Genomic DNA, 12736 nt, shown 5'->3' with positions numbered 1-12736 from the left:
CTGACGTCGTTCGCGCTCAGCCACCCACACGCAGGGCGCGCACGGCGTCGATGGTGTCGGCGTCGGCGGCATCTTTGTCTGGCCGGTACCGCGACACGCGCGCGAAGCGTAGTGCGACACCACCCGGGTACCGGGTGCTGGTCTGCACCCCGTCGAGCTCGATCTCGACGACGATCTCCGGGTGCAAGTATATCGCGTGGGAGTCACTGTGCGACTCATGTTTCGGGAACTCCTCGGTCTGCCACCGGAGCAGCTCGTCGGTGAGTCCCTTGAACGTCTTGCCGACCATGATCGGTGGACCGCCGTCGGGGTCGCGGGCGCCGAGGTGCAGATTCGACAGCCAGCCGGCGCGTCGGCCGGAGCCCCGTTCCACCCCGATGACGACGAGGTCGAGGGTGTGCTCGGGTTTCACCTTGAGCCAGCTCTTGCCGCGACGGCCCGCGGCGTAGGTGGAGGCGAGCGACTTCACCATCGCGCCCTCGTGTCCCGCGGCGATCGCGGCGTCGAAGTGAGCACGCGCCTGTTCGGCGCTCGGCCGGACCACTGCCGGGATACGGTGCTGCCCGGCAACGGAATCGAGGGCGGCCCTGCGCTTCTCGAGCGGGGCGTCGAGCAGGTCCTCACCATCGAGATGGATGCAGTCGAAGAAGTACGGCGACAACAGCAGTTCGCCCGCGGCGGATCCGAACCGGCTCATCGTCTCCTGGAACGGGCGCGGCCGGCCGGAGTCCTCGAGCGCGAGCGTCTCACCGTCGAGCACGACCGAGCGGCACGGCAGCGCACGGACCAACTCCACCAGTTCGGGGACGGCGGAGGTGATGTCGCGCAGCGTGCGGGTGACGATGAGGACCTCGTCGCCGTCGCGATGCACCTGGATGCGGGCGCCGTCGAGCTTGTGTTCGACGACGACGTCGGGCCCGAGTGCGGCGTACGCCGCGTCCATGGACTCGCCGGGTGAGGCGAGCATCGGTCGCACCGGCCGACCCACGGTGAGGGTGAAACGTGCCAATTCCTCGGCGCCCCCGGACAGGGCCGCGGCCGCGGTGACGGCGAGGTCACCCGACAGCATCGCCGCGCGTCGGACCGCACTCTGCTCGACATCGAACGCGGCTGCGACGGCATCGGTGGCCACACCCTCCAGGGCACCCTGCCGCAACTCCCCGGTGAGCAACCGGACGAGGAAATCCTGTTCGGGCGCGGTGGCCGCGCCGAAGAGACCGGCAAGAAGATCGCGACGGCGCGCGGTCGAGCCCGCACCGGAGACGCTGGTCAGATCGGTCAGAGCGGTGTCGACATCGAGGACCGAGAGTACGGACTCCGCGCTGGGCTCGGGTCTCGCGGCCGACAACGTGCGCCACCCGACGCCGATCCGTCCCTGCCGGGGGCGACCGGTGAGCCAGGCGACCACCGGCACCACCTCGGCGGCGTCGAGGGAGGCGATGAGTTGGGCCAGCAGGTCGATCTTGGCGCGGCGGCCGGACACGGCGCCGACCGCCTCCGACGTCTCGATGACCTCGTGGAGTCGCATCACCCAGTTCTACCGCGCTGGTACGACGGGCCGGGTCAGAGGGCGAGGCGGATCTGATTGCCGCCGGACTGCTTCGCCTCGTACATCGTGTGATCGGCGCGGCGTCGTGCGTCGCGCGCCGCCTCCCGTCCCGACCGTGCGGGATGGGCAGCGACGACCCCGATGCTCATCGTGACCGACGGCGCGGCGGCCCCACCGTCGAACTCGGTGGGTATGGTCGCGGCGATCTCACGCACCGTCTCCGCCGGTCCGCTCACCACGAGGGTGAACTCCTCACCCCCGCTGCGGGCCACGAACCCGGCGGTCCCCACGTGCTCGCTGAGTTCGTGGGCGACCCGCACCAACACCTCGTCGCCGATGTCGTGGCCATGGGCGTCGTTGACCTTCTTGAACCCGTCGATGTCGGCGACCGCGAACGCCACCGCGTTCTCGGCGTCGGCGACCCGCTCGATCATCGGGATCGCCTCCTGCCACATGCCGCGCAAATTGTGGACGCCGGTCAACGAGTCGGTCGCCGCGAGGTCCGATCGGCGTCGGAACGTCGACCACGCCAACTCCATGGTGAGGGTGGGCCCGATCACCACCAGCAGCACGATGATCGTGCGGGCCAGCGTGTAGGCGACGTCCTCGCCGTCGGCGAGCGCCCAGGCCGTGAAGCCGATCGTCGCCACGGTCGCGAACACGATGTGCGCGACGAGCCATGGTCGGGAGAGGAAGAACATGAAGAAGGCGCCGGTCACCGAGTACAGGGCGCACCCGATCACCGCGTCGATCCGTGGCGAGATGGTGCAGATGACCGCGAGCGTCCCCAGGTCGGCGAACAGGCCGAACACGCGCGCGCCCACCCCGTCGACGAACACACGCGACGTCATCCAGACGACGCCGGAGATCACGGCGCACCCTGCGAGCAGCCACACCACGATCCCGACCGCATCGGTCGGGTCCTGATAGAAGCGCGTGACGATACCGACCACACCGAAGTTCATCGCCGCGAACCCGATGGTGCGGCGCGACACCACCTCGAGGTGGGGCTCATGGAGGCGCGCGGTCGCCAATCGAGAACGTCTCGCCGCGGCCATGCAGCTCTTCACACCTCATCCGACCCGTGCTCCGAGGACACGCTCGGAGCATTCACGATGGGCACGATCCCACAGATGGGGCGTCGAGGTGACAGTTCACGGTGTCTCGTACGGACGACAGGGCCGAACCCCGACTACAGCGCCTCCAGCGCCGACGTCATCGAACGGACGGTCTCGCCGGCGATCTTCTGGAACACCAGCCACATGATCGGCTCGCCCAGCTTGGCCGCGCCGTTGAGCGACACGTTCGCCCGATAGGTGATCTGCGTACCGCCGTTCCCCGCGTCCGCCAACGCTAGGTCGTCGCTGCTCGTGGCGGTCTTGTTGACGCCCTCGAACCGCAGGTGGTCTAGGTCGTCGCGCACCAGCGTGTAGTCGAGTTCGGTGGTCACCCCGACCAGCTTCGAGGTGTTGTGCCAGACGGTGCCGACCGCGACCGGGCCGGGGGTCGTCTGGACGTTGTCCTGGCTCCCCGGGTCCCATTGCGTCGCATTGGTGAAGTCGCGCAGGTAGGCGGCGACGGCCGCCCGATCCTTGGCGACGGTGAACGTGCGCGATACCTCGACCATGTCAGCTCCTCGTTCGTCTGTGATGGATACGGACGTGGCGCCGATGGTACGTACGCGCCTCAGTCGATCGGCGCGGTGATGCTGCGCTCGCTGGCGGGCACGAAACCCGGCACCGGATCGGGGGGGTCGACCACCGAGTAGGCCGACGCATCGCCGGCCAGCGAGACCGACGGCCGACCGTCGACACCCACGGGGATGTCGCCGGCGAGCGTCACGCGGTTGACCTTGCGGTAGGCGTCGCCGAAATCGGCCACGCCGTAGTGCTGGGTGGAGCGGTTGTCCCAGATCGCGATGTCGCCGGGTGACCAGTTCCATCGAAAGGTGTTGTCGGGCCGCTCGACCCGCGCCTGCAGCAGCCGCAGGATGTCGGCCGACTCCGACGTCTTGAGCCCGGCGAAACCGGAGACGAAGTGCCCCAGCGTCAGGGCTCGCTCACCGGTCTCGGGATGCACCCGCACCACCGGGTGCTCGGTCCGGAAGACCGTCTTGGTGAACTCGGCCCGGTATTCGGGGTCGCTCGAGTCCCCGACGGTCAGGTGCTCGGCGTAGTCGTAGTCGTTGGTGTGGATCGCCCGAAGGTTGTCGGCGAGCACCCGCAACGGGGCGGGTAGGGCCGCATAGGCGGCGACGGTCGACGCCCACATGGTCGCGCCGCCGTAGCTGGGCTGGACCACCGCACGCAGCACCGACATCTTCGGGATGCGGTCGACGAAGGTGACGTCGGTGTGCCACGAGTTGGCCGCGCCCTCCAGCGGCAACAGGTCCTCGCCGCGGGACAGCACCGTCGGGTGCGCCTTCGTCGGCGTGCCGAGCAGGCCGGCGAACTCGTACTGCGCGGCGTCGTCGATGTGGTGCTGACCGGTGATGATCACGACCTTGTGCGTCAGCACCGCGCGCCGGATCTCCTCGATCACGCGGGGGTCGAGATCCGGTCGGAGGGTCACGCCGTCGATCCGCGCCCCGAGGTGGTGGCCCAACTTGGTCACCTCGATCGCCGGCCGCGGGCGCGAGGTGATCGGGCCGCTGAGGCGGGAGTGGGTCGGTTCGAGGATCGTGGTCACAGCACAGTGCCTTTCATCGGTAGATCAGGCCGACGCGCCCGCGCCCGACACCGGCGAATCCGACATCAGAGCACCCATGCACGTGGTCCTACCTGCATGTTCCGTGTGATCGCCGATGGGCGGCAAGGTTTGGCGCATACTGATCCGAACGAGCCACGGCGGGAACACGCTCCGGTACACCCGGTTCGCGAGACCTCCGGGGCATCCGGTGGCTTCTCGTCAAGACTCGGCGAATCCGGGGCCTTCAGGCACGGTCGCGCGATCTCCCATCGCCGCCGCACCCCTTCCGGGTGGGTAGGAACGAGGCTCGACTCGACGTGAACGACGTGTGGGACTACTTCACCGACCATCGCCGTCAGCTCCTGTTCGACAGCTACCAGCACGTGAGTGCGGTGGTGCAGAGCGTCATCCTGGCCACGCTCATCGCACTCGCGGTCGCCATCGCCACGTATCGGAACCCGGCGGTCGCCGCCCTCGCGAACTCGGTGTCGTCGGTGATCCTGACGATTCCGTCTTTCGCGCTGCTGGGTCTGCTCATCCCGGTGTTCGGACTCGGGGTGATCCCCAGCATCTTCGCCCTGGTCCTGTATTCGCTCCTGCCGATCGTCCGCAACGCCATCGTCGGGTTGTCGTCGATCGATCCGGCCCTCGTCGACGCCGCCCGCGGCACCGGGATGTCGCGGTTGCAGATGTTGACACGCGTCGAGATGCGACTCGCCTGGCCCGCCGTGCTCGCCGGGATGCGGGTCAGCTCGCAGATGGCGATGGGCATCCTCGCGATCGCCGCGTACGCCAAGGGTCCCGGCTTGGGCAACCTGATCTTCACCGGACTCGCGCGGGTCGGCAGCCCCACCGCCATCCCCATGGCGCTCACCGCCACGGTTCTCATCGTCGTGCTGGCACTGCTTCTCGACGCCGTTTACATGATCATCGGACGACTCACGACCTCGAAGGGTCTGCGTGACTGACATGACCACCACCACGAGCAGTACCGGGACATCGACGAGCACACGGGGGTCGGCGGGCGTCGACATCGTGCTCGACCACGTCAGCAAGCGCTACCCAGGGCAGAAGACCGCCGCCGTCGACGACGTGTCGCTCACCGTGAACGCCGGCGAGATCGTCGTGTTCGTCGGGCCCTCGGGCTGTGGCAAGACCACCACGATGCGGATGATCAACCGGCTCATCGAACCCACGTCGGGATCGATCAGCATCGGCGGCCGCGACGCGCTCTCGATCCCGGCCAACGAACTGCGGCGCTCCATCGGCTACTCCATCCAGCAGGCCGGACTGTTCCCGCACATGACGATCGCGCAGAACGTCGCGCTGGTCCCGGGACTTCTGAAGTGGGACAAGAAGCGCGTCACCGCGCGCACCGAGGAGATGCTGCACCTCGTGGGCCTCGACCCCGCGGTCTACCTCCATCGATTCCCGCGCCAGCTCTCCGGCGGTCAGCAGCAGCGCGTCGGTGTGGCCCGGGCACTCGCGGCCGATCCGCCGGTGCTGTTGATGGACGAGCCGTTCGGCGCCGTCGACCCGATCACGCGGGCGTCGTTGCAGGACGAGTTGATCCGACTGCACGCCGAGATCGGCACCACGATCGTATTCGTCACCCACGATTTCAGCGAGGCCGTGAAACTCGGCGACCGCATCGCTGTCCTCGGCGAGGCGTCGTCGATCCAGCAGTACGACACCCCCGAGGCGATCCTGGCCAACCCCGCCACCGAGATGGTCGAGGGATTCGTGGGCAGCGGCGCCCTTCTCCAGCAGCTCGGTCTGGTGCGGGTGCGTGACGTGGAGCTCGAGCACCGACCCACCGCACACGAGAACGATCCGCCCGCCGAGTTCGCCGCCGCGATCGCCCGCACGCCCGACGACTGGGGCGTCATCCTCGACGACCGCGATCGCCCGGTGCGCTGGGTCCGCGACCACCACCTCCGGTCGGCGAGCTCGCTGCGCGATGTGGGTGTCCCCGCCGACCTCGTCTCGATGTCGTCGACGCTGCAGCAGGCGCTCGAGGCCATCCTCTCGACGGGCTGCGTGTCGGCGATCGTCACCGGCAAGAACGGTCGCTACGAGGGCGTCGTCGTGATCGAGACCCTCATGGCGGCCATCCGCGACATGCGGATCCCTGACGACGTTGCCGCGACGGACCCCGCATGACCACCACCATCGGCTCCGATGTCGATTCCGAACTCGGCGAGGGCCGTCTGCGCCTGCTGATCCAACCGGTGCTGGTGATCGCGGTCGCCGCGGCGGTGCTGATCTGGGCGTTCACTCGCGATCTGACGGCCACGCAGAAGGAGACGATCAACGCCTCGTACGTGTCGTCGCTGGCGTGGCAGCACCTGGTCATCAGTGTCGTGGTCGCAGCGATCGTGGTCGCGATCGCGGTGCCGGTGGGCACACTGCTGAGCCGCCCGCGCCTGAAGAGGTTGGCGCCCATAGCCGTCGCGATCGCGAACATCGGCCAGGCGACCCCCGCGATCGGACTTCTGGTGCTGCTGTTCCTCTGGACTGCGACCACCGGGTTCTGGATCGGGGTCATCCCCATCGCCATCTACTCCCTGCTGCCGGTGCTGGCCAACACGCTGCTCGGTTACGCCAGCGTCGATCCCGCGGTGATCGACGCCGGACGCGGGCAGGGCATGTCGAAGACCGGCATCCTCGTGCGCCTCGAGTTCCCGCTGGCCATCCCCTACATCCTCGCCGGCCTGCGGACCTCGCTCGTGCTCGCTGTCGGCACGGCCACGTTGAGCTTCCTCGTCGACGCCGGCGGGCTCGGCATCCTCATCGACACCGGCTACAAGCTGCGCGACTACGTCGCGCTCGTGGTGGGCTCGGTGCTCGCCGCGTGCCTGGCGATGATGGTCGACTGGGTCGGGGCGCTCGCGGAACGCTGGCTCGGGCCGAAGGGGCTGCGAGTATGACGCGCCGGATGAGAACCGTTGTGCTGCTGGCTCTGTCGTCGCTGTTGGTCCTGGCGACCGCCGCCTGCGGTCTGTCCTCGGGCAGCACCCCGCCGTTCACCGTGACGTCGGGATCGATCCAGAAGGTCCCGTCACTCGACGGGGTGAAGATCACCGTGGGCTCCAAGGAGTTCACCGAACAGGCCATCCTGGGCTACATCATCGAATACGCACTGATGGCCGCCGGCGCCGATGTCCGCGACCTCACCAGCATCGTCGGATCGCGCTCGACACGGGACGCGGAGATCGCGGGGCAGGTCGACGTCACCTACGAGTACACCGGTACCGGATGGATCAACTACCTCGGCAACGAGAAGCCCGTGATCGGCGAACGCGCCCAGTTCGAGGCGGTGCGCGATCAGGATCTCAAGGAGAACAAGCTCGTCTGGACCGCACCCGCACCGATGAACAACACCTACGCTCTCGCCACCAGCAAGGCCGTCGGTGACAAGACCGGGGTGAAGACGCTCAGCGACTACGCCGCTCTAGTCAACCGGGACCCGAACGCCGCACGCACGTGCCTGGAGACCGAATTCCGTTCGCGCCAGGACGGTTTCCCGGGCATGGCTCGCGCCTACGGGTTTCCACCCACCAAGGTGCCGGTGTCGATCCTGCAGGGCGGCATCATCTATCAGGCGACCGCGGGCGGTACCGAATGTCCCTTCGGCGAGGTGTTCACCACCGACGGTCGGATCAAGTCACTCGGTCTGCAGCTGCTCACCGACGACAAGCAGTTCTTCCCGAACTACAACGCCGCGATCGTGATGCGTGAGGCGTTCGCCAAGGACCACCCGGCCATCGAGCAGGTGATGACGCCGGTGTCGAACAAGCTCACCACCGACGCCATCACCAACCTGAACCTCAAGGTCGACGTCAACGGTCAGGAACCGGCGGTCGTGGCGCGGGACTGGATGATCGCCGAGGGCTTCGTCCGACCCTGAGACACCGAGGGCTTCGTCCGACCTTGAGACATCTGTGAGTCGATCGGGTCGATGCGGATCGTGAGCAGCTCCGCGCCGAGGAGGCGAACGTTCAGCGCGTTGAACGCGCGCAACGGGTTCCGGCCGACGATCTGTCGTTGGCGGGCGATGGGGTCGTCGTCGGGGAGCACGGTGCCGACGCCGTCGATCCAGACCTGTCGCCATCCGCGACAGACGCGCACCCGCAGGTGGGGTTCGACGATCATGTTGCGCACGTAGTTCGCCCGCATGCCGTGTTCGGCGATCACCCACAGGGTGCCGTCGCGGAAGCCGCTGCCCACCGGGGTGCGTCGACGCCGCCCGCTCACGCGCCCGGTGGTCTCGAGGATGACCAGGCCGAGCGGGTTGAGGCCGACGGACATGAGGATCCGCACGGTCGGGTTGACCACGAATCGTTGTGCGCAGCGGACCGCGACGACCTTGCCGCCCGGCCACACCACGCCCGACACCGCGAGGGCGACGAAGACCGACGACTGGACCGCGGCAGAGATCCATCCGCTTCCGGGATCGATGCTCCACGGGATCCACGACAGGGCCAGCGCACCGCACACCGCGGTGATCAATCCTCGAGCTCGCTCAGGCATACATGTGTATGGGTTCATACAGATGTATGTTCCTCGGTATGGCCGAGAAGTCAACCCCCGCCGCCGCGGCGTCGATCGTCGACGCGACGCTGCGGGTGGTCACCGATCGTGGGCTCGACCGGGTGACGGTGCGCGAGGTGGCGGCCGAGGCGTCGGTGGCGATCGGCACCGTGCAGCACTGGTTCCGCACGAAGGACGACCTCATCGTGGCCGCGTTCACCGCGGTGGTGACCGGCATCCGTGAGCGCGTCGACGCCGTGGAGCTCGGCGACGACGTGCGCGGCGATCTCATCGGCGCCCTCACCCAGCTGCTCCCCCTCGACGACCGGCGCCGCGACGAGGCGCGGGTGCAGCTCGCCTTCGCCGCCCGGGCCGCGGTCTCACCGACGCTGGCGGACCTTCAGCGCGAGGTGCTCGGCGAGGTGCGCGCTTCTCTGACGCAGGCGTTCGTGCGCGCCGGCGTCACCGACCGGCAACGCTGCGCGGACGCCGCGGCGTCGGTGCTCGCCCTCGTCGACGGCCTGGCCATGCATGCGGTCAGTTCCGGCGACCGCCCACGGGCCGTCGATCAGCTCCGCATGGTCACCCTCGTGGTCGACGGTCTGCTGGCCGACCGCGGCTGAGGTCCGACGCCGGGGACCTCAGAGATCGAACGAGGCGTGCATCTCCCAGAAGAGGATCTCCGCGTCGGTGACCGCACGCACGGTCAGCGCGGGTTCGTCGACCGAGCGGACGGCGTCGCCCGCCGCGAGCGGTGTGGGCGATGGCCCCACCAGTTCGACCTGCCCGCGCGCGACGAACAGGTGCCCGAACGGCGCCGCGGGCAGCTCGACGGTGGCGCCCGCACCCGGGCGCGCGATGTGCAGCGCCACGAAGCGGTTGCCGATGCCGAGCGCGTCGGTGTCGCGGTCCCGCGCACGTCCCGACACCACCGTCACCAGCCCGCCCGCAGACAGGTCCTCGGTGAAATCGCGCTCTGCGTAACCCGGTTCGCGTCCGTCGGCGTCAGGTGGCAACCACATCTGGATCACGTGGGCGGTGATGTCGTCCCGCCGCGACGACGCGTTGCGCTCGCTGTGGGTGATCCCGCGTCCCGCCGACATCCGCTGCACCAGCCCGGGTCCGATGAGGCCGCAGTTGCCGTCGGAGTCGCGGTGCTCGATGCTCCCCTCGAGCACCCAGGTGACGATCTCGACGTCGCGGTGGCGGTGCGTGTCGAAGCCGCCGCCCGCGTCGACGATGTCCTCGTTGTGGACCATCAACACGCCGTGGGCGCCCGCCTCGAGGTCGAAGTCGCCCGTCGCGGGGAACGACTGCAGCGACGTCAGCCATGTGTCGTCCCACCGATGACGGCCTGTGCTCGGTAACACCTCGACCGTCAAGTCCGACCTCCTGCACATGAGACGGGGTGATGGGGGCACCATGTCTTGTATATGGTGCGCCCGATAGACCGAGACACCCCGGCTGGGGCCGACGTCGGCGGCGAGGGCGCACCGACCGGTGAGGAGAGAAGAAAATGACTGCAGTGCTGGCGACCGCCCCCACGACCGAGCACGTGCGCATGCTCGGACTCGGCGTCTACCGCCCGAAGCGTGTGGTGCCCAACTCGGAGATCGTCGACGCCATCGACTCGAGCGACGAGTGGATCCAGAGCCGGTCGGGGATCAAGACCCGCGGTTTCGCCGGCGACGACGAGACCATCGTCAGCATGAGCCTCGCGGCCGCTCGTGACGCCATCGCCGCGGCGGGCATCGACGCCGCCGAGATCGGCTGCATCGTGCTCGCGACGTCGTCGATGTTGGTTCTCGGTCCGTCGGCCGGGGCCGTCGTGGCCACCGAGCTCGGCATCGAGAACTGCGCCGCCTTCGACGTGGGCGCCGGTTGCGCCGGGTTCTGTTACTCGCTGGGCACCGCGGCCGGTCTCGTCCGGTCCGGCGCGGCGAAGTACGCGCTCGTGATCGGTGTCGAGCGGCTCACCGACCTGCTCGACCCCACCGACCGTGGCTGCGCCTTCATCTTCGCCGACGGCGCGGGCGCCGTCGTGCTCGGTCCGTCCGACGTCGAGGGTGTCGGCCCGGTCTCCTGGGGCAGCGACGGCTCGCAGACCACGGCGATCAAGCAGGACAAGGACTTCGGTCAGTACTTCGACGAGGTCGCCGAGGCCGAGGCCACCGGTGGCACGTCGGTCCGTCCCTACATCCGCATGAACGGACCCGCGGTCTTCCGCTGGGCCATCACCTTCCTCGAGAAGGCCTGTCGCGACGCCATCGACGTCTCGGGCGTGGCCGTCGACGACATCGACGTGTTCGTCCCGCACCAGGCCAACAGCCGCATCACCGAGGCGCTGGTGAAGGTCCTCGGCTTCGGCGAGAAGACCGTCGTCGCCAACGACATCCGACAGACCGGCAACACCAGCGCCGCGTCGATCCCGATGGCGATGGAGGAGGTGCTGCGCTCCGGTGCTGCACAGCCCGGTCAGACGGCGTTGCTGATGGGCTTCGGTGCCGGCCTCGCCTACGCCGGCCAGGTCGTGACGCTGCCGCCGATCGCGGACTGACCCCCCACGGTGGGGTTCGATGTCACCGAGTACACGACGGTCCTCATCACGCTGATCGTGATCATGGACCCTCCCGGTCAGATCCCGATCTTCCTGTCGCTCGTCGGCCACCAGTCCCCGGCCGACCGACATCGTGCCGCGTGGCAGGCACCCGCGGTGAGCCTGCTCGTGATCAGCACGTTCGCCCTCGGCGGGAAGTTCATCCTCGGCTACCTCCACATCGGGGTCCCCGCGCTGCAGGGCGCGGGGGGACTCCTGCTGCTGCTGGTGGCGCTGCAGCTGCTGAACGGGGGCGGCGCCTCACGGCCCACGGCGTCCGACGGTGTGAACGTCGCGCTTGTCCCGCTGGGGACACCGCTGCTCGCCGGGCCCGGTGCGATCGCCGCGGTGATCGTCGCGGTGAGCCAGGCCTCGGGAGAGGCCGCGTCCTAACTCGCCATCGCCGCGGCCATCGTCACCGTCCACGTCGTCATCGCGATCGTGTTGCGGTTCTCCACGGTGCTCATCCGCATCCTCGGCGTCGGCGGGGTCACCCTGCTGGCCAAGATCGCCGGACTCCTGCTCGCCGCCATCGCGGTACAGCTCATCGCGAACTCGATCATGGGCTTCATCGACGCCCGATGAGCGCCGGTCGCCGCCTGCAACGACAAGAGGTCCCCGCCGAAGCGGGGACCTCTTGTGTGTGGGCGAAGGGGGACTTGAACCCCCACGTCCCGAAGGACACTGGCACCTGAAGCCAGCGCGTCTGCCATTCCGCCACTCGCCCGTGGCCTGTCCGCGTTGTGAAGCAAACGGACTGCAAGACGATAGCACGCAGGGCAGTTTGGGTTTAAATCGCTGCTCGGGGCACTCTTTCGCCTGATCGGAGGACACCGGGCGCTGTGACGGGCGGGACGGATGGGGACGCGATGGGACGAATGCCCAGGCGAATCGCTATCATCAAACGGCGTACGGGGCACGGCGACACGCTGATGCGAGCGAAGGGAGGCCCCCGGCATGGGAATTCTGCAGAGAATCGAACGGAAGCTCGAGGGCGCCGTCGACGACGGCTTCGCCCGCGTCTTCGGTGGCAAGGTGGCCCCTCAGGAGGTCGAGGGTGCGTTGCAGCGCGAGGCCGAGGATTCCCTCGAGAACCTCGGCGACGGCGGCAGGCTCGCCCCGAACAGCTACACGGTGGTGGTCAGCTCGACCGATCACGAGCAGATGGCCGCCGAGTACGAACTCAACCGCAAGACGTTCTCGAAGCATCTCGAGCATTTCATCCGCGACAACGGCTGGCAGACCTACGGTGATGTGATCGTCGAGTTCGAACACTCGCCATCGCTGCACACCGGACAGTTCCGGGCACGCGGTGCGATCGACCCCGACGCCGTCCCCAAGCCGGTGGGATCGCGGGAGGCCCACCTTAG

The 12736-nt window shown here is 68.4% G+C and carries 13 protein-coding genes, 1 tRNA gene and 1 pseudogene; 8 read left to right on the top strand and 7 right to left on the bottom strand.

Annotated features, from left to right (window positions below):
* Positions 1-16 precede the first annotated feature (16 nt).
* The 4 genes from TU34_RS00645 to TU34_RS00630 form a co-directional block, all read right to left on the bottom strand.
* On the bottom strand, positions 17-1528 hold the full coding sequence (locus TU34_RS00645) for an ATP-dependent DNA ligase (protein WP_045820914.1): 1512 nt from the start codon (positions 1526-1528) through the stop codon (positions 17-19).
* Between the two features lie 35 nt (positions 1529-1563).
* Complete coding sequence (locus tag TU34_RS00640; protein ID WP_082079719.1) at positions 1564-2607, bottom strand: GGDEF domain-containing protein; 1044 nt, start codon at positions 2605-2607, stop codon at positions 1564-1566.
* Between the two features lie 134 nt (positions 2608-2741).
* Positions 2742-3176: an SRPBCC family protein gene (locus TU34_RS00635; protein ID WP_045820912.1), complete on the bottom strand. Its 435-nt coding sequence runs from the start codon at positions 3174-3176 to the stop codon at positions 2742-2744.
* A gap of 59 nt (positions 3177-3235) precedes the next feature.
* On the bottom strand, positions 3236-4228 hold the full coding sequence (locus TU34_RS00630; protein WP_150116319.1) for a TauD/TfdA dioxygenase family protein: 993 nt from the start codon (positions 4226-4228) through the stop codon (positions 3236-3238).
* 326 nt (positions 4229-4554) lie between these two features.
* Here TU34_RS00630 and TU34_RS00625 point away from each other — a divergent pair, with 326 nt between their 5' ends.
* From TU34_RS00625 to TU34_RS00610, 4 genes are read left to right on the top strand one after another with little or no spacing between them, the layout of a single operon-like run.
* Complete coding sequence (locus TU34_RS00625; protein ID WP_045820911.1) at positions 4555-5205, top strand: ABC transporter permease; 651 nt, start codon at positions 4555-4557, stop codon at positions 5203-5205.
* The gene (locus TU34_RS00620; RefSeq protein ID WP_420835145.1) at positions 5198-6400 is read left to right on the top strand and encodes an ABC transporter ATP-binding protein; all 1203 of its coding nucleotides are present in this window, start codon (positions 5198-5200) and stop codon (positions 6398-6400) included. The genes TU34_RS00625 and TU34_RS00620 overlap by 8 nt, the downstream gene beginning before the upstream one ends.
* A complete protein-coding gene (locus TU34_RS00615) occupies positions 6397-7167 on the top strand; it encodes an ABC transporter permease (protein WP_045820909.1) in 771 nt (256 codons plus the stop codon). Before TU34_RS00620 ends, TU34_RS00615 begins: the two co-directional genes overlap by 4 nt.
* 8 nt (positions 7168-7175) lie before the next feature.
* Positions 7176-8147, top strand: a complete 972-nt coding sequence (locus TU34_RS00610) for a glycine betaine ABC transporter substrate-binding protein (RefSeq protein ID WP_238981112.1) — start codon at positions 7176-7178, stop codon at positions 8145-8147.
* On the opposite strand, the gene TU34_RS00605 is transcribed toward TU34_RS00610, so the two are convergent.
* Entirely contained in the window at positions 8087-8770 is a 684-nt protein-coding gene (locus tag TU34_RS00605) for a nitroreductase/quinone reductase family protein (RefSeq protein ID WP_082079717.1), read from the bottom strand. The two genes, TU34_RS00610 and TU34_RS00605, sit on opposite strands and share 61 nt — an antisense overlap.
* Positions 8771-8808: 38 nt before the next feature.
* On the opposite strand from TU34_RS00605, the gene TU34_RS00600 reads away from it, so the two are divergent.
* Complete coding sequence (locus TU34_RS00600) at positions 8809-9393, top strand: TetR/AcrR family transcriptional regulator (RefSeq protein WP_065973444.1); 585 nt, start codon at positions 8809-8811, stop codon at positions 9391-9393.
* Between the two features lie 18 nt (positions 9394-9411).
* Here the strand turns inward: TU34_RS00600 and TU34_RS00595 are convergent, their stop codons facing one another.
* Positions 9412-10170 carry a pirin family protein gene (locus TU34_RS00595; protein ID WP_045820907.1) on the bottom strand — a complete coding sequence of 253 codons (759 nt, stop codon included), beginning with the start codon at positions 10168-10170 and terminating at the stop codon, positions 9412-9414.
* Between the two features lie 116 nt (positions 10171-10286).
* On the opposite strand from TU34_RS00595, the gene TU34_RS00590 reads away from it, so the two are divergent.
* The gene (locus TU34_RS00590) at positions 10287-11327 is read left to right on the top strand and encodes a beta-ketoacyl-ACP synthase 3 (RefSeq protein WP_045820906.1); all 1041 of its coding nucleotides are present in this window, start codon (positions 10287-10289) and stop codon (positions 11325-11327) included.
* Between the two features lie 9 nt (positions 11328-11336).
* Positions 11337-11951: pseudogene (locus tag TU34_RS00585) on the top strand (MarC family protein).
* Positions 11952-12010: 59 nt separating this feature from the next.
* Here the strand turns inward: TU34_RS00585 and TU34_RS00580 are convergent.
* Positions 12011-12093: transfer RNA gene (locus TU34_RS00580), tRNA-Leu, on the bottom strand.
* 230 nt (positions 12094-12323) lie between these two features.
* Here TU34_RS00580 and TU34_RS00575 point away from each other — a divergent pair.
* On the top strand, positions 12324-12736 hold a 413-nt coding region (locus tag TU34_RS00575; protein ID WP_045820905.1), incomplete at its 3' end, for a DUF3662 domain-containing protein.

It is taken from the genome of Williamsia herbipolensis (assembly GCF_000964005.1).
Classification (GTDB): domain Bacteria; phylum Actinomycetota; class Actinomycetes; order Mycobacteriales; family Mycobacteriaceae; genus Williamsia_A; species Williamsia_A herbipolensis.
This window is presented reverse-complemented; position numbering and strand designations above follow the sequence as displayed.

Excerpts from the sequence above, each read along its gene's own strand:
- TU34_RS00600 (WP_065973444.1), top strand. The coding sequence starts at position 8,809 with ATGGCCGAGAAGTCAACCCCCGCCGCCGCGGCGTCGATCGTCGACGCG.
- TU34_RS00645 (WP_045820914.1), bottom strand. The coding sequence starts at position 1,528 with ATGCGACTCCACGAGGTCATCGAGACGTCGGAGGCGGTCGGCGCCGTG.
- TU34_RS00635 (WP_045820912.1), bottom strand. The coding sequence starts at position 3,176 with ATGGTCGAGGTATCGCGCACGTTCACCGTCGCCAAGGATCGGGCGGCC.
- TU34_RS00595 (WP_045820907.1), bottom strand. The coding sequence starts at position 10,170 with ATGTGCAGGAGGTCGGACTTGACGGTCGAGGTGTTACCGAGCACAGGC.
- TU34_RS00605 (WP_082079717.1), bottom strand. The coding sequence starts at position 8,770 with ATGCCTGAGCGAGCTCGAGGATTGATCACCGCGGTGTGCGGTGCGCTG.
- TU34_RS00610 (WP_238981112.1), top strand. The coding sequence starts at position 7,176 with ATGAGAACCGTTGTGCTGCTGGCTCTGTCGTCGCTGTTGGTCCTGGCG.
- TU34_RS00615 (WP_045820909.1), top strand. The coding sequence starts at position 6,397 with ATGACCACCACCATCGGCTCCGATGTCGATTCCGAACTCGGCGAGGGC.
- TU34_RS00590 (WP_045820906.1), top strand. The coding sequence starts at position 10,287 with ATGACTGCAGTGCTGGCGACCGCCCCCACGACCGAGCACGTGCGCATG.
- TU34_RS00640 (WP_082079719.1), bottom strand. The coding sequence starts at position 2,607 with ATGGCCGCGGCGAGACGTTCTCGATTGGCGACCGCGCGCCTCCATGAG.